This is a genomic window from Agromyces humatus (assembly GCF_021228295.1).
GTDB lineage: Bacteria > Actinomycetota > Actinomycetes > Actinomycetales > Microbacteriaceae > Agromyces > Agromyces humatus.
On sequence record NZ_JAJQPD010000014.1, the window covers coordinates 34,200 to 57,461 of the forward strand.

Below are 23,262 nucleotides of genomic sequence, written 5' to 3' on the forward strand. Positions count from 1 at the left end.
GCTGACGTCGCTCGGATGCCGGCACTGCGCCGGGGATTTGCATTCATCGTGTGATCTCCAGGTGATTGGTGAACAGGGTCAGTGTGGTCGGGTGCAGGCAGCCGATCAGCCGGTAGGGCGGTGTCCACTGCGGCGTGGCAGGGGCGTCACGATGTCGTCGAGGTGCCCGAAGGCCAGCACGGCACGGTCGGCGGCCGGGTCGGGCAGGTATCGCGCGTCGACGGCGAAGATTTCACGCACCAGGTCGGGAGTGAGCACATCGTCGGGTGGGCCGAACGCGACGAGCCGGCCGTCGTTCAGTACCGCGACCTCATCGCAGTGTGCACTGGCGAGATTGAGATCGTGCAGGGCCGCGATCACGGTGCAGTCCAGCGTGCCGACGATGCGCATGAGCTCGAGTTGGTGCGCGATGTCGAGGTGGTTCGTCGGCTCGTCGAGCACGAGCACCGGGCCCCCCTGCGCGAGCGCCCGGGCGAGCATGACGCGCTGCTTCTGGCCACCCGAGAGCTCGCCCACCATGCGGTCGACGAGGTCGAGCGAACCGACTCGCCGAAGCGCATCGTGCGCGATGCGCAGGTCGACGGCCGTGTCACGTCCGAACGACCCGTGGTACGGGGCACGCCCGAGCAACACCACTTCGAGGACCGTCAGATCGAACTCGCTCGACGTCTCCTGCAGCATCACCGACACCGTGCGGGCGAGCTCTCGGCGACGCATCCGAAGCACGTCCGCCTCGTCGAGCCGCACCTGTCCGCCGGCCGGCGTGCGCACCCGGTAGAGCGTGCGCAGGAGCGTGGACTTTCCGCTCCCGTTCGGTCCGAGCAGCCCGACGAAATGACCGGATTCCACCGAGAGGCTCACGCGGTGGAGGACTTCCCTGCCGCCCAGCTCGACGCTCACCGCGTCGAAATCGACCCTCATCGGTCGAAGCCCGCGCGCGAGGCCGCACCGCGCCGCATCAGCCACAGAAAGAAGGGCGCGCCCACGAATGCAGTGAGGATGCCGAGCGGGATCTCCGTCGGCGCGGCCACCGTGCGGGCGAGCAGGTCGGCGATCATGAGGAAGACGGCACCGCCGAGCACGGTCACCGGGAGCATCCGTCGATGATCGGACCCGACCAGGATTCGAGCGACGTGTGGAATGACGAGACCGACGAACCCGATGCCACCGCTCACCGAGACGATGGCGCCGGTGAGGAGTGACGCGACGACGAGGAGTAGCGCTCGAAGCCGATTCACCTGAACGCCAAGCGCGGTGGCGGACTCGTCGCCGGTGAGCAGCGCGTTCATCGAGCGCGCCTGCGTGCCGACGATCAGGCACGCGAGGAGTATGGCCAAGGCCGGGGGCAGGAGGCTCGCCATCGTCGCGGCCGAAACGCTGCCGAGCAGGAAGAACACGACACTCACGACGTTCTGTGCGTCAGTGGTGATCGTCAGGTAGCTCGTGATGGCGCTGAACAGCGTTCCGAGCGCCACGCCCGCGAGGATCATCCGTGTCGGCGGGAGCCGGCCACCCTGCTGCGCCAGCACGGCGACCAGCGCGCTCGCGAGGAGCGCCCCGACGAAGGCGGCGCCGCTCAGCGGCAGACCTGCGACTGCGGCCGACCCGAGGACGATGACGAGCACAGCCCCTACGCTCGCGCCTGACGAGACACCGAGGATGTACGGATCGGCCAGCGGATTTCGTACCACGACCTGCATGATGGCTCCCGCGAGGGCAAGGCCGGCGCCCGCGAGCCCGGCGAGGATCGCTCGCGGGAGCCGGAACTGCCAGACCGCTTGGTCTTGCAGGACCGTCAGGCTGCCGTCGGACATCCACGGTGCGTTCGGCAGGAGGTGGCCGAGTGTGATGCGGGCGGCATCGAGGACCCCCACCTCAACCGTGCCGACGGCGCCCGAAACCACGATGAGGGCGGCGAGAGCAATGCCGAGCGCGACGCTCAGGATCACGACCGACGGTCGCCCGATTCGTCCCGGTCCCCGTGCTCGACGAGGCAGAGCTGCGCCGGCGGGACGACGGGCGGGAGCCGTGGCCGGCCTCGCCTGCCCGACGGGTGTGCCGGCGCGCTCCAATGGAGGATTCGTTTCCACTCTGGCCTCTCAGATGTCGGACTCGCGAAGCTTATCGATAATGGTTATCAAACTCAAAAAGGTCCGGATCGGCCTGCGTGTTCGCCGGGGGTCTTCTCGTTCACCCGAGACCGCCGCGGGTCGGCTCGTTGCCGCTCGATGCCCCTCGTAAGCTGCGAGTTTCGTCTATGCCCTGACACTCGGCCGTCTGTCAGCGTAAGTTTGCGTTATATCGCGTGTTCGACCTGGGTGGCGCGACGACCGTGCTCGATGCAGTAGGGCACCTCGGGAGCGCTTCTCGGAATGTGGAGAGGTGGTCGTCGTGGACGTCCTCATCTGGGTGCTCGTCTCGCTGCTGGCCATGGTCGCCATCTCGATCACGACGGTGGTGCTCGTCATCCGGGCGCTCGTGAAGCGCGCGCGCCGGAATCGCGCGCTCGCCGGTGCGGCGCTGCGCACCCGCGCCCAGTTCAGCTCGGGGCCGCGCAGGCAGGTGCTCAGGCTGCGAATCAGACTCGACGAGATCCTTGCCAGCGGGCGGGCGGCGGCCGACCTCGCCGCCCGCGGTGATGGACCACGCGGTGACCTTCCGAAGCTCTTCCGGCGCATCGAGCACGAGGGTGCCGCCCTCGAGCTTCAGCTGCGCCTGATGGAGAGCGAGATCGACACCGCCGTGCTGACCGCGGGTCTCGCAGCCGCCGGCCACCGCGTCGAGCAGGTCGCCGGCCTGGTTCGCCGCCTCCGCTCGGCCGTCGCTTCGGGCCTCGAAGGCCTCACCGACGACACCCTCGCCGCACTGCGCTCCGATATCGACCGCGAAGTCGTCGCGCTGCGCGCCGGCGTCGACGAGTTGCGCACCCTGAATCAACGCGATCAACCCGCCGCACCGACCGGCATCACCCAACCGACGACCATCAGCCGACCGACCGGCATCAGCCAACCGACCGCCTCAACCGCACGAGACAAGGAGCCCCGATCATGAGCAACAACACGTCACGTATGCGAACGATCTTCCGAAGCAAGACCTCCAAGGCCCTCGACAAGATGGAGGACCCGCGCGAGACGCTCGATGACAGCTACGACCAGCAGGTGAAGCTGCTGCAGCAGGTGCGCCAGGCGCTGGCCGAGGTCGCGACCGCGAAGAAGCGCATCGACCTGCAAGGCCACGAGATGGGTGCGCGCTACCAACGCCTTGCCGGTCAGGCGAGCGAAGCGCTGAGTCAGGGCCGCGAGGACCTCGCCCGTGCCGCACTCGAGCGCCGCTCGTTGCTCGAGCGCCAGGTCGCGAACCTGCAACAGCAGTTCGCGTCGCTGCAGAAGCAGACCGAGCAGCTCGAGGCACGTGAGCGACAGCTCTCCGAGCAGATCGCGGCGTTCCGCGTCGAGAAGGAGACCATCAAAGCGACCTACACGGCATCCGAAGCACAGGTGCGGGCGAACGAGGCCGTCGCCGGCATCGGCGCGACGATCGACGACGTCGGCACCAGCCTCGAACGCGCACGAGACCGCGTCGCCCAGATGCAGGCCCGCGCCGCGGCCACCGACGAACTGCTCTCGAGCGGTGCGTTGAAAGACCTGACCGCCGCGCCCGACGCCGACATCGAACGGCAACTCGCGGCACTGAGCGCGCAGGCCGAGATCGACCGCCAGCTGCAGGCGATGAAGCAGGACGAGACGACATCCGCATCGGCGCGTTCCGGCGGAACGAGGGACGAGGGCGACGAATGGCTGAGCATCGGACAGGGGCCGACTTCCGCCTAGCGTCGGGCACAGGAGGCGCCGCGTCGGGCACAGTAGGCGCCTAGCGTCGGGCACAGGGGGAGGTCACGGCGCCCGCTCCACCACCGAGCGCACCGGCTCCGCCGATGCGCGGCGCGGGCTGAATACCCACGAGCGGTAGACGACGAAGCGGAAGGCCGCACCCAACGCGAGCCCCACGACGTTCGCCGCGATGTTGTCGGCCAGACGCGACGTGAATCCGAGCACGTAGTGCGACACCGCGAGGCATCCGATCGCGATCGCACCTCCCGCCAGGCTCACGAGCACGAACTCGACGGCCTCACGGACGACGTCGGTGCGGCGCGTCTCACGGAACGTGAAGGTGCGGTTGCCGATCCAGTTCGCGATGATCGCGAGCGTCGTCGAGATCGCCTTGGCGACGATGGGCCCGCCCTCGACGTCCGATGAGAGCACGGTGGCGGTGAGCAGGTTGAACACGGCGACATCGAGGAGCCATCCCGCGCCGCCGACCGCGACGAACGTCGCAGCCTGTCTGCTCAGGCGCCCCGACGGCGCGCTCACGGCCTGACCATCTCGTAGACCACCACGCGGTGCACCGGGATGGCGCGTTCGACCGAGAATCCGAGCAACCGGAGCGTATCGAGGTCGGGCGCTTTCCGGCCCACCACCACCGCCCAGACTCGGCTGTGCTCGCGAACATCGTCGACCTCGTCGAGCGGCGTCACCGCGTCCCACAGGCGGTTCGTGGCGGCCAGCGGCTGTCGCAGGGCGACGTCATCGAGCCCCGCGAACCGGTCGGGGTAGAGGTTCAACGCAAGCCGGGGCTTTCTCGACGGACGCACCGAGTCGTCGAAGACGATCGCGTCACCCGTCGATGCGCGGGCCGCGATCACGTCGGCGGCCTGGCGGAAGTCGGCGCCGCCCTTGCCGAACGGGCCTCGCTGGGCGAGATACCCGGGCACGGAGAGCGCTGCGACGAGCACCAGCCCGACGAGCGGTATGAGACGGCGAGCGCCGTCACGCCGACTCAGTTCCGCCACGACGACCCCGAGACCACGCAGTCCGACCGCGAGCAGCATGGCGAGCGCCGGCGCGCAGAACGAGAGGTAGCGCGGGTTGTAGGTGGGTGCGATCCACGCGTCGATCACGAGCAGCGCGGCCGTCGGCGCGGCGATCCACGCCGAGGCGATGACGACGAGCGGCCGTGACCCCCGCATCGCCGGAACGAACGCGACCGTCGCGACCGCGGCGAGCACGAGCAGCCACCCCACGGCCGCGAACCACTCGGCAGTTCCGAACCACTGGCGCACCAGCACCGATTCGGCGCTCGCATAGTCGCGCCTGGCGAGGAAGGAGACCTGATCGCTCTGCGAGATGCCGACCAGGAGGATCGGTACGGCGAGCAGTGCTGCGATGACGGATGCCGCGAGCCATCGCAGCATCGTCGGCCGGGTGCCGCGCAACGCCATGACGATCGCGAGTTGCGCGAACACGAGCAGCGCGAGGTAGAGGTAGAGGTACAGGGCCGCGGCGCACGCCGCCGCGTACGCCGACCAGACGAACCATCGCAGCTCCTGGCGCCGCACGAGCACGACGAGCCAGACGAGGAGCCAGACCCCCGCGGCCATCACGAATGGGTAGGAACGCGCCTCGATCCCCAGGCGGGTTGCGACCGGGAGCACTGCGAGCACCATTCCCGCCAGGATTCCGGTCGACCGTGAGCCGAGCCGAACGCCGAGCACGACCGTTCCGGCGACGGCGAACCCGATGGCGACCGCGCTCGGCAACCGCACGAGGGCCTCCGAGGTGCCGACGAGGGCGGTCCAGCCGTGCAGGAAGAGGTAGTAGAGCCCGTGCACCGCATCGACGTGAGCGAGCATCGCGAACAGGCTCGGCAGCGGCCGGCCGGCCGAGACCACGCTCGCGGCTTCGTCGCCCCAGTACGACGGGACCCCGGCTCCGGCGAACACCAGCACTGCCGCGGCCGACCCGAGCAGTGGCGCGGCGAACCGTGCACCCCACTCGAGAACTCGTCTGCGGGTGCGCACGGAAGGCTTCAGGCCGGCGCTCGACGCCTCGGCAGGGTGCGTGTCGCTCGCAGCGATCGGCGCGCGCATCGACAGACCCCCCTCCGTCGGGGCCAATCGTCCTCGGGTGACCTGAAGCCTTGCTGAAAAGCTGCAGCGGCCCCCTGATCGGGGCACCGCGCTCTTCATCGCCGCAATGGCGATCGGCGCGGCGGCTGCCGCCGGTGACGGTGCAGCGGATGTCGCAGCGCAGGTCGTCGGGACGCAGGGCGCCTTCGTGCTCGGTGGATTCCTCGGGCTCGTCGCCGTCGTCTTCGCCCCGTTCGTCGGGCGGCTGCGCGAGGTCAGTACCGCTCCCCCGCGCTGATCTCGCGAGCGGGAGCCACTGCAGCGTCGAAGATCACGCGGTCACCGAGCGGCTGCTCGAGTTCGACCGTGAAGGGGGTCGGCGGATTCGACGGGCAGGTGAACGCCCCGCTTTCATGGGGTCGCACTCCGATGACGACCTCCACGGTGGTCTCGGTCTCGACGAGTTCGACGAGTTCGACCCGGTCGGTCGCCGGCCGGCCGGAGTTGCACTCCCGCTCGGTGACGAGCAGGACGATCCGCTCGTCACCACCATCCGGAAGAGCGTCGGGGTCGAGCGTCACGCCCGCCCCGGTGAGGGTTCCGAGGTCGATCCTCGGGGTGCAGTTCGCTGCGCCGACAAGGCCCCACGGCGCGTCGAGCGGGAGCGCATGCTCGTCGGCCGCCTCGATCGCACGGAGATCGTAGGTTGCGATGTCGCCCCCGCCCAGATCCACGGGCTCCTCGCGCTCGCGCATGATGACCACGCGCTCGACGGTCTCATGAGCGATGAGCCAATCCGACAGCGGCTCGTCGACATCCGCCAGCGGATTCTCGAGCACGGCCAGCACCTCGGCCGACAGCTCGGTGGCCGGCCGCGGCTCGGTGAGTGCTCGAGCGGGCACGGGCGTGTCGCCGCACCGCAGCGTGGCGTCGGTGTCGATGCCCGATGACGGCGCCGACGGACTCGGCGCCGCGCCGGGCGACGGCGCGGCCGTGGCACACCCCGCGAGCACGGCGGCACCGAGCGCCGCCGCCATCACGAGCAGCATGCGACCGCCCCAGCGTCGACCCATGCGTCGATCCTCCCGCGCGTTCTGCCGACCGACAACCCAACGGTCTGCGCCATTCGTTCGTCTGACGGCGCGCCACGCCACGTCATTCCATGGGGTCAACGACCAGCGCCAGTCCATTCGAGCAGCCGCTCGACCGGCCACGTCGTGATGATGCGCTCGGCCGGCACCCCGTTGGCGGTCGCGCGCGCGGCGCCGAGCTCGAGGAACGAGAGGTGCCCCGGGGCGTGCGAGTCGCTGTCGATCGAGAAGAGGCACCCGGCCTCGAGCGCGACCTGGATGAGTTCGTCGGGCGGGTCCTGACGCTCGGGCCGCGAGTTGATCTCGACCGCGACGTCGTGCTCGGCGCACGCCGCGAACACCACCTCGGCATCGAACTCCGACTGCGGTCTCGTGCCGCGGGAGCCTTCCACGAGCCGCCCGGTGCAGTGCCCGAGCACGTTCATGTGCGGGTCGGCGATCGCACGGAGCATCCGCTCGGTCATCTCGCGACGCTCCATGCGCAGTTTCGAGTGCACGCTCGCGACGACCACATCGAGTCGCTCGAACATCTCGGGCGTCTGGTCGAGGCTGCCGTCGAGCAGGATGTCGACCTCGATTCCGGCGAGCAGGCGGATGTCGCTGACGCGTGCCTGCACGTCGGCGAGCAGCCCCAGCTGCTCGGTGAGGCGCTCGGCGCTCAAGCCGTTGGCGACGCGCAGGCTCGGCGAGTGGTCGGTGATCGCGAGGTACCCGAGGCCGAGTGCGGCGCCCGCGCGGGCCATCACCTCGAGGCTCGTGGTGCCGTCGCTCCAGTCGGTGTGGCTGTGCAGGTCGCCGCGCAGCTCGGCGCGCAGGCCCTCGACGACGCCTGTCGGCGAGAGGCCCGCCTCGGCCCGCAGCGAGGCGAGCCGGTCGGGCACTGCACCGTCGACGGCCTGTGCGATGACCGTGAACGTCGAGTCGCCGATGCCCGCCATGCGCTTGAGCCTGCCGTCGCGCACGCGCGCGGCGATCTCGTCGGCGTCGAGCCCCCGCACGGCCTCGGCCGCCCGACGGAACGCCTTCGACTTGAACGCCGACGCCCGATCGCGTTCGAGCAGGAAGGCGATCTCCTCGAGCGCTGCGACGGGGTCCACCCGACCATTGTGGCCCGCCCCGGGGCATCCGTCACTCGGAAATCACGCTCTTCCGTTCCGGGGGTGCTTTCGCGCCAGAATCACGTGCGTACTCGTCTCGGGGTGGCGCGAATGCACCCCCGGAGCGGGGCGGCCCGGCGAGCACGGTCGGGACGTACTCGAGCAACTGCAGGCGCCCGTCGAACAGGCGACTGGCGACCAGCTCGAGCGCGACGTCGGGGTACCCGTCGTAGATGCGCTCCCGGCCGGTGGCGCCGGTGATCACCGGGAACAGCACGACGCGGAACCGATCGACGAGGCCGGCGGCGAGCATCGAGCGGCACAGCGAGAGGCTGCCGAGGGTGCGCAGCGGCAGGGTGCCCTCGCGTTTCATCTGTCGCACCGCCTCGATCGCGTCGCCGCGGATCAACTCGGTGTTCGGCCAGAACAACGGCTCATCGAGCGTCGAGGAGAACACCACCTTCGGCATCGCCGCCATCTCGGCCATGCCGGCCTCATCGGGGTGCTCCGCGGCCATCCCCGCCATCAGGCGATAGGTGTTGGCCCCCATCAGGGCCGGGTGGTCGCGCTCGGGCGTCGTGGCCAGCCACTGCAGGTACTCGGGCCCCTCCATGCCCCAGAACCCCGGCCATCCTTCTGCAGCGCCGTAGCCGTCGAGCGAGGTGATGAAGTCGACGGTCAACTCGGGCATCGGTGGTTCCTCTCGTCGTCGAAAAACTGTTCGCAGAGAATCTAACTCGAACATCATTGTTTGACAACCACAATGTTGACACATGTGTCCGAGAACCGGGATTCGGCGATAGTGTCTCAACACGAGGACGAGAGGATGACGATGCAGACCCTGGGCACCGCGGCGGCCACCGGCGCCAAGCGCGCCGACGCCCGCAAGAACATCGCCGCGATCATCGAGGCGGCCACCGTGTCGCTCGCCAAGGACCCGAACGTCAGTGTCAACGACATCGCCAAAGCAGCCGGAGTCGGGCGGGTCACCCTCTACGGGCACTTCGACTCGCGGGCGGCGCTGATCCGCGAGGTCGTGAATCGCGCCATCGACGACACCGACCGAGAGCTGAACGACCTCGACCTCGAGGGCGACCCGCGCGAGGCGATCGCCCGGCTGCTCGAAGCGACGTGGCGGCTGACGCACCGGTACGGTTCCCTCGTCGTGGCCGCCGAGGCGGCGCTGCCGCCCGACGACATCCACGATGCGCACGTGCAGCCCATCATCCGCATGCGCGGGCTGATCGAGCGCGGCCAGGCGTCGGGCGCGTTCCGATCCGACCTGCCGATCGCCTGGCTCATCGAGGTGGCGCACAGCACCGTGCACGGTGCCGCCGACGCCCTGCACCGCGGCGACATCACCGAAGCGCAGGCTCCCGCCCTGATCACCGACACCGTGCTGGCGGTGCTGACGCCGAGCCGCTGAGCCCCCGACTACAGTTCGACGACGGTCATGCCCGAGCTGTTGCCGGCCGTGCCCATCGCGGCGAGCGCCTTCGGCACCTCGTCGAGCGTGATGCGCCGACCGACGAGCTCGATCGGCCTGAAGTAGCCCGACGCGACCGCACCGAGCATCGACGGGTACTCGTGCGCGGCCATGCCGTGGCTGCCGAGGATCTCGAGTTCGCCGGCGATGACGGCATCCATCGGCATCGCGGCGAGCGCATTGTCACCGAGCATCAGCCCGATCTGCACGTGGCGGCCGCGCTTCTTGAGGCTCCGCACCGACGCGAACGAGGTCTCGGTGCTGCCGAACGCGTCGACCGACACGTCGACGCCGCCGCCCGACGCGTCGAGGATGCGCTCCGCCGCGCCCTCGCCGCCGCGCACCGGCACGGCACCGAGCTTCTCGGCTGCGGCGAGCGCCGCGTCCGAGACGTCCACCCCGTAGACCTTCACCCCGGCCGCCACGGCGATCATGATCACCGAGAGCCCGACCCCGCCGCATCCGTGCACCGCGATCTGCTCGCCGGTGGCGAGTCGGCTGCGCGCCATGATCGCTCGGTACGCCGTCGCGAACCGGCACCCGAGCGATGCGGCCTCGACGAACCCGAGCGAGTCGGGCAGGCGGATGAGGTTGAGCTCGGCCTCGTCGATCGCGACGTACTCGGCGAACGATCCCCAGTGCGTGAAGCCCGGCTGCGACTGGTTGTCGCAGACCTGCTCGTTGCCCGAGCGGCACTCGTCGCAGCGCCCGCAGGCGCAGATGAAGGGCGCGGTGACCCGGTCGCCGACGGCCCAGCCGGACTCGGGGCCGACCTCCGAGCCGAGCACCGCGATCTCGCCCGCGAACTCGTGCCCCGGAACGTGCGGCAGCGACACCGTGTCGTCGTGCCCCATCCACGCATGCCAGTCGCTGCGGCAGAGACCGGTCGCGCGCACCCTGATGACCGCCCCGCGAGGCGGGCACTCGGGCTCGGGGATGTCGGCGAGTTCGGGCTGCTCACCGAAGGCGTTGAAGTGCACGGCGCGCACGGGAATCCTTCCGGTTCGGGTGACCCTGCGGGGATTCAGGGCGATCGGATGCCGCGTGGCGACGGCCTCGTCGCCGCGCCGCGCGTGCGACATCCGCAGCCTACCCGCTGCCGCGGTGCGCAGATTGTGTAACAATATGCCATGCGTTTCGTCCTGGCCGTGCTGCTCGCCGCCGTGTGCTTCGGCACCACGGGCACCGCGCAGGCCCTCGGGCCCGACGCGAGCGCGCTTTCGATCGGCGCCGCGCGGCTCGTCGTGGGCGGCGGCGCACTCGGGCTCGTCGCGGTCGTCCTGAGCGTCGCGGCGCGTCGGCGCGACGCGGTCGGCACACCCGCCGCATCGACGCGCCGGCGTGGCCCGGGACATCCGACCGCCGTTCGCGCCCCCGCGCGCCGACTGCCCACCTGGGCGCTCATCGGGGTCGGAGCGGCAGGCGTGCTCGCCTACCAGCCCGCGTTCTTCGCCGGCACGGCCGCGAACGGCGTGGCCGTCGGCACGGTCGTCGCGCTCGGCTCGGCGCCGGTCCTCACGGGAGCACTCGACTGGGCGCTGCACCGGCGCTACCCCGGCCACCGCTGGGGGGCGGCGACGGCGATCGCGACGGTCGGGGTCGCGATCCTCGCGGCCTCGACCGGGTCGGGCGCAGAGGTCGTCGGTGGCGGTGCCGGAGCCGCATCGGCCGACCCGCTCGGCCTGCTCGCCTCGGTCGGCGCCGGCGCCTCCTACGCCGTCTACACGCTCGCGGCGAAGGCGCTGCTCGATCGCGGCTGGACCGCGACCGGCAGCATGGGCGCGCTGTTCGGTGCGGCCGGCGTCGCGAGCGTGCCCGTGCTCGCGATGACGGATGCCTCGTGGCTCGCGACCGGTCCGGGCATCGCGATGGCGCTCTGGCTCGGCCTCGTGGCGACGGCGCTCGCCTACGTGCTGTTCGGGTTCGGCCTCTCCGGGCTCGCGCCCGCGACGGTGTCGACGCTGACGCTCGCCGAGCCGCTGACGGCGGGGCTGCTCGGCGTGGTGGTCCTCGGCGAGACGCTCCCGGCCGGCGCGGTCGCCGGGCTCGTCGTGCTCGCCGCCGGGATCGTGCTGCTCGCGACCGGTCGCAGGGGCGGCGGGCGCGTCGGCTGTCGCGCAGGCCGGCGCGACCGAGCGCGCCCTGAGCCGTCGGCAGCGGTTCCGGAGCACGCGGCTGACGCGACCGCAGCCCCCGTTCGCGGTGTCGGTGGCGCCCGTTAGCCTCGCCGTATGGACGTCATTCTCATTCCCGGATTCTGGCTCGACGCATCATCGTGGCAGCAGGTCACGCCGCTCCTCGAAGAGGCTGGCCACACCGTGCATGCGCTCACGCTTCCCGGCCTCGAATCGGTCGACGCCGACCGATCGGGCATCGGACTGCGCACCCACATCGATGCCGTGGCGGCCGTGGTCGACTCACTCGACGGCGAGGTCGTGCTCGTCGGCCACTCGGGCGGCGGGGCCATCGCGCACGGCGTCGCAGACACTCGGCCCGATCGCATCGCCCGCGTCGTGTACGTCGATGCCGGGCCGCTCGGCGAAGGCGCCAGCATCAACGACGAGTTGCCCATCGAGGGCGCCGACATGCCCTTCCCCGCATGGGAGGCGTTCGACGACGCAGACCTCGTCGACCTCGACGACGAGATCAGGGCCGCGTTCCGTGCCCGTGCGATCCCCCAGCCCGCCGCGGTCGCGACCGATGCGATGCAACTCACCGACGAACGCCGGTACGACGTTCCCATCACGGTCATCGCGTGCGAGTTCCCGAGCGCCATGCTCACCGAGTGGATCGCCGCGGGTTCGCCGTTCACCCGCGAACTCGCGAAGGTGAAGCACGCCGACTACGTCGACCTGCCCACCGGGCACTGGCCGCAGTTCACCAAGCCGGTCCAGCTGGGTCAGGCGATCGTCGCGACCTTGGCCGGCTGAGACGGGGATCCCGCTCGTCAGCCGCGTTCATTCGACGGGCGTTCGCCGTCGTCGGCCAGGGCGAGCTTCGCTCGGAGTCGCGCACCGATGCGCGGATCGCCTGGGTTCTCCTCACCCGGCTCGAACCAGTGGTCTTCGCCGCGCGCGCAGGTGCACGCGAGCGCGACCGTCTCACCGATCACGACCGCGCGAAAGAACTCGCGATGGGGAACACTGGTGTCGCGACTTCGGCGCATGGATCGAGCTCTCTCGGTTTCCGGCGCGCACGATACGCGCTCACCGAAGAGACGCCCGACCGCGGCGATCATGACGCGGATTCCCGAGAATCGTGCAGCGACGGCTGGGGGACTCACGGTCAGAGCTGCGACCCGGCGACGCCGAACGTGTCGCAGGCGCCGGCACCCTGCTGATATCCGACCGCGAACCACCGCTGACGCTGCTCGCTGGTGCCGTGGGTGAAGGTATGCGGACTCACCTGCCCCTGCGTTGCCTGCTGGATGCGATCGTCGCCGACGGCGGCCGCGGCATCGAGCGCATCGCGGATCTCGGCTTCGGTGGGTTCCTGCAGGAACGGCACCCCACTGTCGTCGGGCACGGTCGCGGCATTCGCCGTCCACGCACCCGCGAAGCAGTCGGCCTGCAGCTCGACCCGTACCGCGTTCGACGTCGGGCCGGTCTGCCCGTCCTGCGAGCGTTCGAGGATGCCGCCGATGTTCTGGATGTGATGGCCCCACTCGTGTGCGACGACGTACATCTGCGCGAGCGGGCCGCCGCTGGCGCCGAATCGGCTGCGCAGCTCGTCGAAGAACGTCACGTCCATGTAGATCATCTGGTCGGGCGGGCAGTAGAACGGCCCGGTCGCCGACGACGCGTTGCCGCATCCCGTGGTCGTCGCAGTGTCGAAGAGGATCAGATCCTGCGGTCCGACGTAGTTGCTGAGCCCGATCGCCGGGCCCTCGGTCGACCAGTACGCCTCGAGCGAGGCCGAGGCTCCCTGCATGCGGCACTCGATGTCCTCGTTGGCGTCGGCACCGGTTCGGCACTGCTCGAGTGATGAGTCCTCAGCAGGCGGCTGCTCGCCGCCGCCCAAGAGGCCCGTGAGGTCGACGCCGAGGAACTGCGAGATCACGAACAGCGCGATAACGCCGATGCCGCCGCCCGCCACGGCGATGCCCGTGTTGCGCCCTCGCTTGGAGGCCTTGCCCCCGCTGATGTCCGCGTCGGGATTGAACGTCATGACGTGAAACTACTCCGACTCGTTCGCGTCCGAAGGCGAATCGCCCTGCGAATCCTCGGCGAAGCGATCGGTCGCGGTGATGAGGGCGTCGAGGATGCCGGGTTCGTCGTAGGCGTGCCCGGCATCGTCGACGATGGTGAACTCGGCCTCGGGCCAGGCGCGGTGCAGGTCCCACGCCGTCATCACGGGCGTGCACATGTCGTAGCGGCCCTGCACGATCACGGTCGGGATGTCGCGAAGCCGCGAGGCATCCCGGATCAGCTGACCCTCGGCCCACCAGCCGCCGTGGCGGAAGTAGTGGTTCTCGATGCGCGCGAACGCCGCGGCGTACTCGGGTGCCGTGAACCGGGCGATCGTCTCGGCATGGGGCAGCAGGGTGATCGTCGACGACTCCCACCGCGACCAGGCGATCGCCGCGGGCTCGTATACCTCGGGGTTCGGGTCGGCGAGCAGCCGCCCGTATGCCTCGATGAGGTGGGCGCGGTCGGCCGGCGCGACCGGAGCGAGGAACTCCTCCCAAAGGTCGGGGAACACCGCCGACGCGCCGCCCTCGTAGAACCAGTCGAGCTCCTGGCGACGCAGCGTGAAGATGCCGCGCAGCACGAGTTCGGTCACCCGCTCGGGATGCGTCTGCGCGTATGCCAGTCCCAGCGCACTCCCCCACGAGCCGCCGAAGACCTGCCAGCGGTCGATGCTGAGGTGCCCGCGCAGTCGCTCCATGTCGGCGACGAGGTGCCACGTCGTGTTCGCCGAGAGGTCGGCCTTCGGTTCGCTGGCATGCGGGATCGAGAACCCGCAGCCGCGCTGGTCGAACAGCACGATGCGGTAGCGCTCGGGGTCGAACAGGCGACGATGCGACGGACTCGTGCCGGCGCCCGGGCCGCCGTGCAGGAACACCACGGGTTTGCCGTTCCGGTTACCGGACACCTCCCAGTAGATGTGCTGTCCGTCCCCCACGTCGAGCATGCCGGTTTCCAGCGGCTCGATCTCCGGATACATCTCTCGCATCTGCTCACGGTACCGAGCGACGGATGCCCCGCCCGGGTGCCGCGCCGCAGGCACCGGCCCACTCATCTCTGCAGGGGAATCAAGCCCACGACGAGCCACCACACGGGATAGGCGACATACGCGAACGCTCCGGCGATACCGCCGATGATGAACACGGTCCACTGGCCGGCCGATCCGGCGGGCAGCAGGAACCCGATCGCGAACACGAGCAGGGCGGCGCCCCCGGCCGAGCCGATCGCGACAGCCCAGCGAGCGAGGCGGTGGCACATCCGATCGCGCCGCAGACCGACGAGGCCGGCGGCGACGAGGAAGCCGAACATGAGCGCGATCGCCGGGATCGCGGCCACGTACTGGTCGTCGAGGGTCGCGAGGCCCATGAGCATGCGCACAGTGGTGACCGCCAGGTAGGCGGTCGCGAGCGACATCACCACGGCGAGCGCGGCAAGTGTTGCACTTGGGGCGAGCGCGCGCCAGAGCAGGAGGGCGGCAACGATCTGTGCCAGCGCCAGTACGACGCTCAGCACGTCGTTCGCCGGACCGAGCCAGTACCAGGTGCGCAGTTCGGCGCCGAACGGATCGGCCAGTGCGAAGAACAGGGCGAGCGCGAGCGCAGAAGCGAGCCCGAGATAGCCGGTGGTGAACGCCCAGCGTCGCAGCGCCGTGCGCCTCGGGATGCGCGGCGGCGTTCGGTCGTCGTCGTGCACCGGTGATCGTGCGGAACCCTCGACTTCCACAGCTCTCACCATACTCACGGCAGATGCGCCGCGGCTAGGCTCGACCCATGGCAGCGAACAGGCCCGTCACGATCACCATCACCGGAGCCGGCGGGCAGATCGGATACGCCCTCCTCTTCCGCATCGCCTCGGGTGCCATGCTGGGCCCCGAGACGCCGGTGCGTCTCAACCTGCTCGAGATCGCGCAGGGGCTGAGGTCGGCCGAGGGCGCAGCCCTCGAACTGCAGGACTCGGCCTTTCCCCTCCTCGCCCACGTGGAGATCTACGACGACGCGACCGCCGCCTTCGACGGCGCGAACCACGCGCTGCTCGTCGGCGCGCGCCCGCGCGGGCCGGGAATGGAGCGCGGCGACCTGCTCACGGCGAACGGCGGCATCTTCGGCCCGCAGGGCACGGCGATCAACGCGGGGGCGGCCGACGACATCCGGGTCGTCGCGGTGGGCAATCCCGCGAACACGAACGCGCTCATCGCGGCCGCGCATGCACCCGATGTCCCGCGCGATCGGTTCACCGCCCTCACGCGTCTCGATCACAACCGTGCCCTCGGGCAGCTCGCCGTCGCCGTCGACGCCTCGGTCGGCGACATCCGCGGTCTCACGATCTGGGGCAATCACTCGGCGACGCAATTCCCCGACATCGCCTACGCGACCGCCGCGGGCGAACCCGTGCCCGAGCGGCTGGCGGCGCGCCTCGGCGGTGCCGACGCCGCCACGCGGTGGCTCACCGACGAGTTCATTCCGCGCGTGGCCAAGCGCGGTGCCGAGATCATCGAGGTGAAGGGATCGTCATCGGTCGCGTCGGCGGCCTCGGCGACGATCGATCACGTGCGCGACTGGGTCGGCGGCACCCCCGACGGGTGGACGAGCGCGGCGATCGTCTCCGACGGGTCGTATGGCGTGCCCGAGGGTCTGGTCTCGTCGTTCCCCGTCGAGTCGGTCGACGGGTCGTGGCGTGTCGTGCAGGGGCTCGACGTCGACGACTTCGCCCGAGGCCGCATCGCGGCATCGGTGGCGGAGCTCGAAGACGAGCGCGAGGCCGTGCGCTCCCTCGGCCTCCTCTGAGCGATGGCGCGCATGGGTCGCCGATTGAAGGGGCAACGATGACGGATGCCGCGACACTCGACCTCTCGGGCTACGACCTCGCCGTCGACGAGCAGTTCGACGGGGACGACCTGGCCGAGACGCGGTGGTTCCCCTACTACACACCGCACTGGAGCTCGAGGGCGGCGACTCGTGCCCGTTCCGAGGTCTCCGGCGGCACGCTGAAGCTGCGCATCGATGCGGACACGCCCCCGTGGTCACCCGAGTACGACGGCGATGTGCGCGTGTCCCACCTGCAGACCGGTCAGTTCTCAGGGCCGGTCGGCAGCCCGGTCGGTCAGCACCGGTTCCGAGCGGGACTGGTCGTGCGCGAGGAGCAGGATGAGGAGCGGCTGTGGCTTCCGCACTTCGGCGTGATCGAGGCGCGGGTGCGCGGAATCCGCCACCCGTCGGCGATGGTCGCCCTGTGGCCGATCGGCTTCGAGGACCAGGGGGTGAACTGCGGCGAGATCTGCATCTTCGAGATCTTCGGCAGTGAGGTCGACGCGGCCGGCGGCCTGGTCGGGGTCGGGGTGAAGCCCCAGCGCGACCCGCGGCTCGTGATGGACTTCGAGAAGGTGCGTGTCGAGGGCGATCTCACTGCATTCCACGACTATGCCGTCGAGTGGCTGCCCGATCGACTTCGGTTCTTCATCGACGGGCGACTCGTGAAGGTCGTCGAGCAGTCGATCGACTATCCGGTGCAGTTCATGCTCGATGTCTACGAATTGCCGACCGATACTGCTCGCGACACTTCCGCACATCCGCTCGTGTTCGAGGTGGCGCACGTTCGCGAGTATCGCCCGCGCACCACGTGATCCCTGCGACTTAGGCTGGGGGGCATGGCCCCAGACGCACCCTCGCCCGCCGCCCGTCGCAAGCAGATCATGGTCGGTATCGTCGTCGGCCTGATCATCGGCGTCGTGGTGAGCCTGTGGACCGGATTCTGGCTGTGGCTGGCGGCGGGTGCCGCCGTCGGTCTCGCGGCGGGCGCGCTCATGAAGCCGCCCGCTGAGTAGGCCGGCCTTCGTCGGCTCCGCTCAGCGCTCGTCGGCCTGCTCGACGTACCCGACGATGCCGTCGATGACGCGGGCCAGACCGAACTCGAACGCATCGGCCGGGTCGGCGGGGGCGTTGTAGGCCTCGCCCGCAGCCTGCCCGACCCGCCCCGAGACGGGATACCGCTCGGGATCCATGATCTGCTCGAGCAGCGGCGCGTTGCGCTCCCACCATTCGACGTCGGACTCGAGGCTCGACGCGCGCAACCGCTCGGCATCGGCGTAGTCGCGCGCCGGGCCCGAGACGAAACCGAGCAGCAGGGCGATGACGCGATCCATATCGAGATCGGTGAGGCCGAGCCCGTCGACGGCTCGCAGGCACCACTCCCAGTGATCGGACACGTTCGGCCCGAGCGGCGGCCGGCTCGTGTCGATCGAGAGGAGCCACGGATGCCGCAGGTATCCGTTCCACTGGAAGCGCGCGATTCCCGCGAGTCGGTCGCGAAGCGATCCGTCGAGCACGGGCAGCGTCACCTCGCCCGACACCTGGTCGACCATGAGGTCGATCAGTTCGGCCTTGCCCGGCACGTAGGTGTAGACCGACATCGGCTTCAGCCCGAGACGATCGGCGATGCGGCGCATCGACACCGCCTCGAGACCCTCGTCGTCGGCGAGCTGGATGGCGGCGCCGACGACCTCGTCGACACTCGATCGCTGCTTGGGCCCGCGCGTGCCGACCGGCTCGCCGAGGCGTGAGCGCCACAGCAGCCTGAGCGTGCGATCGGGCTCGCCCCGGCCGGTGGATTCGGTCGCCATGCGGGCTAGCCTACATTCTCCGTATGGTGTACGCTCTCGATCGGAATAATTCCGTACAGAGTACGTTAAAGGAGAGCGATGACTCCGACCACCCACCCAGACCCCAGTTCCAGCCCCGCACTGCATGCCGCCGGCCTGTGCAAGCGTTATGGGCGTGCGAGCGCGCTCGACGGCTTCGATCTCGACGTCGAGCGGGGTACCGTGCACGGCCTGCTCGGCCCGAACGGCGCCGGCAAGACCACGGCGGTGCGCGCGCTCGCGACGCTCACGACGATCGACGGCGGGACCGCCATGATCGACGGCATCGATGTGCGGCGGCACCCCGCCGCGGTTCGCGAGCGCATCGGCCTCGTCGGCCAGTTCCACGCCGTCGACGAGGCGCTCACCGCCCGCCAGAACCTCGTGCTCTTCGCCCGGCTCAGCGGCATCTCGAAAGCCCGCGCGCGAGCGCGGGCGCACGACCTGCTCGATGCATTCGAGCTGATGGATGCCGCTGACCGGACGGTCACGGGATTCTCGGGCGGCATGCGCAGACGACTCGACATCGCCGCGAGCCTCGTGCTCACCCCCGCGATCCTGTTCCTCGACGAACCGACCACCGGCCTCGACCCGCGCGGCCGCGCCACCGTGTGGCAGGCGGTGCGCGAGATCGCCGCCTCCGGAACCACCGTGCTGCTCACCACGCAGTACCTCGACGAGGCCGATCAACTCGCGAGCCGGGTATCGGTCATGGACCACGGCCGCGTGATCGCCGAAGATCGACCCGACGACCTCAAGCGCCGCCTCGGCGGCGACCGGGTCGACGCGGTCATCGCCGAGGTCGCCCGGCTCGCCGAGGCGGTCGACGTGATCGGCCGGGCTACCGGCGCCGCGGCATCCGTCGATGCGGATACCCGCACCGTGACCGTCGAGGTCGCCGACGGCGCGCGAGCGCTCGCGCCGATCGTGCGCGAACTCGACGCCGCGGGTCTCGCCGTCGACGACCTCACCCTGCGCCGCCCCACGCTCGACGAGGTGTTCCTGCATCTCACCGGCGACACCGGCGACACCGGCGACACCGGCCCCACCGCACTCGACCCCGTCCAGGAGGCACGATGACCACCACCCGCTCCCCCATCGCCGCGGCAGCCGACCTGCGCGACCGACGCCCGAACGCGCTGCGCGAGGGCCTGCTCATCGCCGGACGCGACGCCCTGCACCAGATTCGCGAACCCTGGGGCATCGTGTTCGGCCTCGCGTTCAACATCATGCTGATCCTGATGTTCGGGTTCCTCTTCGGCGGCGCGATCGAGCTACCGGGCGGCGGCGACTACATCGCGTACCTGCTGCCCGGAATGTTCGCCCTCACCATGCTCTTCGGTCTCGAATCGACCATGACCGCGATGGCCGAAGACGCCAAGCGCGGCATCACCGACCGCTTCCGGTCACTGCCCATCACGAGCGCCTCGGTAGCACTCGGTCGTGCGATCGCCGATCTCGGCTCGTCAGCGCTGAGCCTCGCGGTGCTGATGCTCGGTGGCCTGCTCATCGGCTGGCACCCGACGACCGGCCCGGCAGAGATCACCGTCGCCGTCGTGCTGCTGCTCTGGCTGCGGTTCGGCCTGCTCTGGCTCGGCATCTTCCTCGGGCTGACGTTTCGCGGCACCGGGGCGACCACGGCGGTGCAGGTGCTCGTCTGGCCGATCGGCTTCCTGTCGACGGTCTTCGTCTCGGCCGAGACGATGCCGGGGTGGCTCGGCGTGATCGCCGAGTGGAATCCGGTCTCCGCGACCGCGACCGCCGCGCGCGAGTTGTTCGGCAACCCCACGGGCGCGACGAGCGGGTGGCTCGCCGAGAACGCCGTGGTCGCGGCATCCGTCTGGCCACTCGTGATCACCGGCGTGTTCCTGCCGCTCGCGGCGACGGCGTACCGGCGCCTGCGGCGCTAGGAAGGCACATGGGTTGAGGAGGCCCGCCAGCGCCGTCTCGAAACCGAACTCGAGCAACGTGGTTTCGAGACGGTCGCAGAGCGACCTCCTCGACCCGCGAGCGGATGCTACTTCTTGGACTTCTCGGGCACCGGCAGGGTGCCCGCCGCCCGCTGCGCCGCGTAGTGGGCACGCGCCTCGTCCTGACGCTCGAGCTCGGCGCCCGACGCGATCTTCGCCCGCAGATGCTCGGGCGTGTAGCCGAACGCGTCGACCAGGTCCTGCGCGTGCGGCCGGAGCCGCTCGAGCAGTCGGTCGATGTACGCGGTCACGGCCTGCGCGCGCTGCGGCGAGAGCCGCCCGTTCATGAGGTACCACGCCAGGTGCTTCTCGACGAGCCCGAGGCCGAACAGGTCGCGAACCCACGTGAGCACCTGCTTGGTGCCGGGATCGGTGGTCTTCGCGAGAGCGCGGGTGAACGCCTCCCACTGCAGCAGCTCGCCATGCGCGCGAGCCGCTTCGATGAGCTGGTTCTGGTGCCGGTTGAACGCCGCCGCGGCGTCGGCCTTGGGCAGCTTGCGCGCATCGCGGAGGTGGCCGGCGATCTCGGCGATCATGGCCTCGACGCGATCGGTCAGCAGTTCGCGCTGCGTCTCTTCGTCGCGCAGCTCGGTGACCGAGCGGGCCGTCGAGCCGAAGTCGGCGATGGTCTGCGCGAGGCGTCGCAGGCCGCTGCCGTGGTACGCGCGCTCGGCGGTCGACTGCACGACGTAACGTGCCATCGCCCCCGCGTCGGCGTTCGCGAACTGCTTCGAGAAGTCGGTGAGCAGGCGTTTGGCCACGAGCTGCAGCAGCACGTTGTTGTCGCCCTCGAAGGTCACGTAGATGTCGAGGTCCTGGCGCAGGCCGACGATGCGGTTCTCGGCGAGGAAGCCGGCGCCACCCGTGGCCTCGCGGGCCTCCTGCAGTGTCTCGAGCGCGTGCCACGTCGACAGCGGCTTCAGCGCCGCGGCGATCGTCTCGAGGTCTTGACGGTCGTCGTCGGTGTCTTCCCTGCCCGAGAACACGGCGTCGAACTTCAGCAGGAACTCGTCGTGCGCGAAGACCTGCGCGTAGGTCGTCGCGAGCTTCGGCAGCAGGCGCCGCTGGTGCCGCTGGTAGTCGAGCAGCACCTCTTCGTCGGTGTCACTCGCGGCGTTGAACTGACGGCGCTGGTTGCCGTAGGTGATGGCGATCGTGAGCGCCATCGCCGCAGCGCTCGTGGCCGCGCCGTCGAGCGAGACACGGCCCTGCACGAGCGTGCCGAGCATCGTGAAGAAGCGACGGCCGGGGCTCGCGATCGGGCTCGAGTAGGTGCCGTCTTCGGCCACCGAGCCGTAGCGGTTGAGCAGGTTCTCGCGCGGCACGCGCACGTTCGTGAAGTGCAGCCGGCCGTTGTCGATGCCGTTGAGGCCGCCCTTGAGTCCGTCGTCCTCACCGCCGATGCCCTTCAGGAACCCGCCCTTGGTGTTGCGGATCGGCACGTAGAACGCGTGCACGCCGTGGTTGACGCCCTTGGTGATGAGCTGCGCGAACACGACCGCAGCGGTGCCGTGCAGCGCCGCGTTGCCGAGGTAGTCCTTCCACGCCCCGCGGAAGGGCGTGTTGATCACGAACTGCTGCTTGGCCTCGTCGTAGGTGGCCGTCGTGCCGATCGCCGCGACATCGGACCCGTGACCGGTCTCGGTCATCGCGAAGGCGCCTGGCACCTTCAGCGACATGATGTCGGGCAGGAACGTCTGATGGTGGTACTCGGTGCCGAGGTGCACCACGGCGGACCCGAAGAGCCCCCACTGCACGCCCGCCTTGATCTGCAGGCTCGGGTCGGCGATGACGAGTTCTTCGAACGAGGCGATGTTGCCGCCGTGGTCGTCCTGGCCGCCAAGCTCCTTCGGGAACGCGCGGTGCACGGCCCCCTGCTCGACGAGCGCCTTCAGCTGCCCGAGAACCCGTTCACGGTGCTCGGCCATCGACTGTCCGTCGATGCGCTGCATGTCGGGCTGCGCAGCGCGTTCACGCGCGACGAGGCGAAGGTCGGCCCAGGTACCCAGCAGCTGCCGGCCGAGCGACGCGACGTCGATCTTCGCATGCGATGCGGCGTCGCCGTTCGCCGGCGTGGGCACGGGTGCGGATGTCGCGGGGCGGGCGGGCTTCGACCCGGCGGCGGAGGCGGGGCGGCGCGGGGGAGCTCCCGCTGACTTGGTGGTCTTCGAAGTGGTACGGGGTGCCGTGTCAACCATCGTGCGTCCTTCGTGTGGGTTCGTGGGCTTCATTCCCACGGTATGACCGCCCGCGAGCACGACGAAACCCTGCGTTCCGCCCCTACAAACCGCTCGGGCGGGGCCTCGACGACCGCTGTGGGCACTCTACAAACCCGAGTCACCCCGGCAATGGGACATCCACAAGGCGTCGTCAGTTGCGGAAGAAGGCGTTCGCGCGACCCGACCAGAGCAGGGCGAGCACGATCACCGAGACGGCGATGCCGAAGTACTCGCCGATCGCACCGGCCGGATACGCGATCGCGAGGAAGATGGACCCGGCGATCGACAGCACCTGGAAGACGGTGATGACGATGCGCGCGGTGGCGCTGCCTCGAAGCAGCATCGTCGCGATGATGACGACGATCGCCCCGACGAGGATCGAGATGATCGCCGAGGTGATGAGCGCGCTCGCCCCACCGAACTGCTCGACCGTCGCCGCGACGCTCGTCTGGAACAGCAGGATGGTGCCGCCGAAGATATCGAGCAGTCCCGAGATCCACGCGAGTACCGCGACGAGGGTGACCCCGCCCGGACGATCGATCGATGCAGACATGTGCGTCCCCTTCGCCGTGTGCATTGGTTGCAATGTATCGCTGGGCACGAGGGTGGCGCGACCCTTTCACGCGGGCGGTTCGTCAGCGCTGGTCGAGGAGCGCCCCGCGAAGCCGGATGTG

Annotated in this window: 26 protein-coding genes; 11 read left to right on the forward strand and 15 right to left on the reverse strand. The window is 69.9% G+C overall.

The genetic code is table 11. From position 1 onward, the window contains the following. Positions 1-105: 105 nt before the first annotated feature. Together LSF15_RS18210 and LSF15_RS18215 are read right to left on the reverse strand one after the other, a co-directional pair. Entirely contained in the window at positions 106-921 is an 816-nt protein-coding gene (locus LSF15_RS18210) for an ABC transporter ATP-binding protein (protein WP_232499990.1), read from the reverse strand. After that, positions 918-1,949, reverse strand: coding sequence for a FecCD family ABC transporter permease (locus LSF15_RS18215; RefSeq protein ID WP_232499991.1), 1,032 nt, complete (start codon positions 1,947-1,949; stop codon positions 918-920). The genes LSF15_RS18210 and LSF15_RS18215 overlap by 4 nt, the downstream gene beginning before the upstream one ends. A gap of 442 nt (positions 1,950-2,391) precedes the next feature. Between LSF15_RS18215 and LSF15_RS18220 the strand changes: the two genes are divergently transcribed. Together LSF15_RS18220 and LSF15_RS18225 are read left to right on the forward strand one after the other, a co-directional pair. Further along, positions 2,392-3,051, forward strand: a complete 660-nt coding sequence (locus LSF15_RS18220; protein WP_232499992.1) for a hypothetical protein — start codon at positions 2,392-2,394, stop codon at positions 3,049-3,051. Further along, complete coding sequence (locus LSF15_RS18225; protein WP_232499993.1) at positions 3,048-3,830, forward strand: PspA/IM30 family protein; 783 nt, start codon at positions 3,048-3,050, stop codon at positions 3,828-3,830. The genes LSF15_RS18220 and LSF15_RS18225 overlap by 4 nt, the downstream gene beginning before the upstream one ends. A gap of 63 nt (positions 3,831-3,893) precedes the next feature. Here the strand turns inward: LSF15_RS18225 and LSF15_RS18230 are convergent, their stop codons facing one another. Next, on the reverse strand, positions 3,894-4,370 hold the full coding sequence (locus LSF15_RS18230) for a GtrA family protein (RefSeq protein WP_232499994.1): 477 nt from the start codon (positions 4,368-4,370) through the stop codon (positions 3,894-3,896). Beyond that, entirely contained in the window at positions 4,367-5,926 is a 1,560-nt protein-coding gene (locus LSF15_RS18235; RefSeq protein ID WP_232499995.1) for a glycosyltransferase family 39 protein, read from the reverse strand. The genes LSF15_RS18230 and LSF15_RS18235 overlap by 4 nt, the downstream gene beginning before the upstream one ends. Before the next feature lie 106 nt (positions 5,927-6,032). Here LSF15_RS18235 and LSF15_RS18240 point away from each other — a divergent pair, with 106 nt between their 5' ends. Further along, on the forward strand, positions 6,033-6,203 hold the full coding sequence (locus LSF15_RS18240) for a hypothetical protein (RefSeq protein ID WP_232499996.1): 171 nt from the start codon (positions 6,033-6,035) through the stop codon (positions 6,201-6,203). On the opposite strand, the gene LSF15_RS18245 is transcribed toward LSF15_RS18240, so the two are convergent. The 3 genes from LSF15_RS18245 to LSF15_RS18255 all read right to left on the reverse strand — a co-directional run bounded on the left by LSF15_RS18245 (position 6,181) and on the right by LSF15_RS18255 (position 8,784). Further along, positions 6,181-6,978 (reverse strand): hypothetical protein, encoded by a 798-nt coding sequence (locus LSF15_RS18245; protein WP_232499997.1) that lies wholly within the window; start codon positions 6,976-6,978, stop codon positions 6,181-6,183. The two genes, LSF15_RS18240 and LSF15_RS18245, sit on opposite strands and share 23 nt — an antisense overlap. Before the next feature lie 95 nt (positions 6,979-7,073). Continuing rightward, a complete protein-coding gene (locus LSF15_RS18250; protein WP_232499998.1) occupies positions 7,074-8,093 on the reverse strand; it encodes a PHP domain-containing protein in 1,020 nt (339 codons plus the stop codon). Between the two features lie 31 nt (positions 8,094-8,124). Further along, positions 8,125-8,784: a dihydrofolate reductase family protein gene (locus tag LSF15_RS18255; protein ID WP_232499999.1), complete on the reverse strand. Its 660-nt coding sequence runs from the start codon at positions 8,782-8,784 to the stop codon at positions 8,125-8,127. Positions 8,785-8,919: 135 nt separating this feature from the next. Here LSF15_RS18255 and LSF15_RS18260 point away from each other — a divergent pair, with 135 nt between their 5' ends. Then, the gene (locus LSF15_RS18260; protein WP_232500000.1) at positions 8,920-9,519 is read left to right on the forward strand and encodes a TetR/AcrR family transcriptional regulator; all 600 of its coding nucleotides are present in this window, start codon (positions 8,920-8,922) and stop codon (positions 9,517-9,519) included. An 8-nt stretch (positions 9,520-9,527) separates the two neighbouring features. Here LSF15_RS18260 and LSF15_RS18265 read toward each other — a convergent pair whose 3' ends face one another. Beyond that, positions 9,528-10,661 (reverse strand): zinc-dependent alcohol dehydrogenase family protein, encoded by a 1,134-nt coding sequence (locus tag LSF15_RS18265; RefSeq protein WP_269756619.1) that lies wholly within the window; start codon positions 10,659-10,661, stop codon positions 9,528-9,530. Between the two features lie 48 nt (positions 10,662-10,709). Between LSF15_RS18265 and LSF15_RS18270 the strand changes: the two genes are divergently transcribed. Next, a complete protein-coding gene (locus tag LSF15_RS18270) occupies positions 10,710-11,801 on the forward strand; it encodes an EamA family transporter (RefSeq protein ID WP_232500001.1) in 1,092 nt (363 codons plus the stop codon). Between the two features lie 9 nt (positions 11,802-11,810). Beyond that, on the forward strand, positions 11,811-12,509 hold the full coding sequence (locus LSF15_RS18275; protein ID WP_232500002.1) for an alpha/beta fold hydrolase: 699 nt from the start codon (positions 11,811-11,813) through the stop codon (positions 12,507-12,509). Between the two features lie 17 nt (positions 12,510-12,526). Here LSF15_RS18275 and LSF15_RS18280 read toward each other — a convergent pair whose 3' ends face one another. The 4 genes from LSF15_RS18280 to LSF15_RS18295 form a co-directional block, all read right to left on the reverse strand. Continuing rightward, positions 12,527-12,817 (reverse strand): hypothetical protein, encoded by a 291-nt coding sequence (locus tag LSF15_RS18280; protein WP_232500003.1) that lies wholly within the window; start codon positions 12,815-12,817, stop codon positions 12,527-12,529. A 47-nt stretch (positions 12,818-12,864) separates the two neighbouring features. After that, positions 12,865-13,746 (reverse strand): KPN_02809 family neutral zinc metallopeptidase, encoded by an 882-nt coding sequence (gene ypfJ, locus LSF15_RS18285; protein ID WP_232500004.1) that lies wholly within the window; start codon positions 13,744-13,746, stop codon positions 12,865-12,867. A gap of 9 nt (positions 13,747-13,755) precedes the next feature. Next, positions 13,756-14,754: a prolyl aminopeptidase gene (gene pip, locus LSF15_RS18290; protein WP_232500005.1), complete on the reverse strand. Its 999-nt coding sequence runs from the start codon at positions 14,752-14,754 to the stop codon at positions 13,756-13,758. A gap of 62 nt (positions 14,755-14,816) precedes the next feature. Further along, positions 14,817-15,458 (reverse strand): hypothetical protein, encoded by a 642-nt coding sequence (locus LSF15_RS18295; RefSeq protein WP_232500006.1) that lies wholly within the window; start codon positions 15,456-15,458, stop codon positions 14,817-14,819. 77 nt (positions 15,459-15,535) lie between these two features. Here LSF15_RS18295 and LSF15_RS18300 point away from each other — a divergent pair, with 77 nt between their 5' ends. The 3 genes from LSF15_RS18300 to LSF15_RS18310 are packed head-to-tail and all read left to right on the forward strand — an operon-like array spanning position 15,536 to position 17,586. Further along, complete coding sequence (locus LSF15_RS18300) at positions 15,536-16,549, forward strand: malate dehydrogenase (protein ID WP_232500007.1); 1,014 nt, start codon at positions 15,536-15,538, stop codon at positions 16,547-16,549. 38 nt (positions 16,550-16,587) lie between these two features. Next, on the forward strand, positions 16,588-17,385 hold the full coding sequence (locus tag LSF15_RS18305; protein ID WP_232500008.1) for a glycoside hydrolase family 16 protein: 798 nt from the start codon (positions 16,588-16,590) through the stop codon (positions 17,383-17,385). Positions 17,386-17,409: 24 nt separating this feature from the next. Then, positions 17,410-17,586, forward strand: a complete 177-nt coding sequence (locus tag LSF15_RS18310) for an HPP family protein (RefSeq protein ID WP_232500009.1) — start codon at positions 17,410-17,412, stop codon at positions 17,584-17,586. Between the two features lie 21 nt (positions 17,587-17,607). Here LSF15_RS18310 and LSF15_RS18315 read toward each other — a convergent pair whose 3' ends face one another. Further along, positions 17,608-18,381: a TetR/AcrR family transcriptional regulator gene (locus LSF15_RS18315; protein WP_232500010.1), complete on the reverse strand. Its 774-nt coding sequence runs from the start codon at positions 18,379-18,381 to the stop codon at positions 17,608-17,610. Positions 18,382-18,459: 78 nt separating this feature from the next. Here LSF15_RS18315 and LSF15_RS18320 point away from each other — a divergent pair, with 78 nt between their 5' ends. Then, entirely contained in the window at positions 18,460-19,479 is a 1,020-nt protein-coding gene (locus tag LSF15_RS18320; protein ID WP_232500011.1) for an ATP-binding cassette domain-containing protein, read from the forward strand. Further along, positions 19,476-20,309: an ABC transporter permease gene (locus tag LSF15_RS18325; RefSeq protein WP_232500012.1), complete on the forward strand. Its 834-nt coding sequence runs from the start codon at positions 19,476-19,478 to the stop codon at positions 20,307-20,309. Before LSF15_RS18320 ends, LSF15_RS18325 begins: the two co-directional genes overlap by 4 nt. A 107-nt stretch (positions 20,310-20,416) precedes the next feature. Here LSF15_RS18325 and LSF15_RS18330 read toward each other — a convergent pair whose 3' ends face one another. Together LSF15_RS18330 and LSF15_RS18335 are read right to left on the reverse strand one after the other, a co-directional pair. Continuing rightward, entirely contained in the window at positions 20,417-22,567 is a 2,151-nt protein-coding gene (locus tag LSF15_RS18330; protein WP_232500013.1) for an acyl-CoA dehydrogenase family protein, read from the reverse strand. 172 nt (positions 22,568-22,739) lie between these two features. Next, entirely contained in the window at positions 22,740-23,141 is a 402-nt protein-coding gene (locus LSF15_RS18335) for a DUF7144 family membrane protein (RefSeq protein ID WP_232500014.1), read from the reverse strand. Between the last annotated feature and the right edge of the window lie 121 nt (positions 23,142-23,262).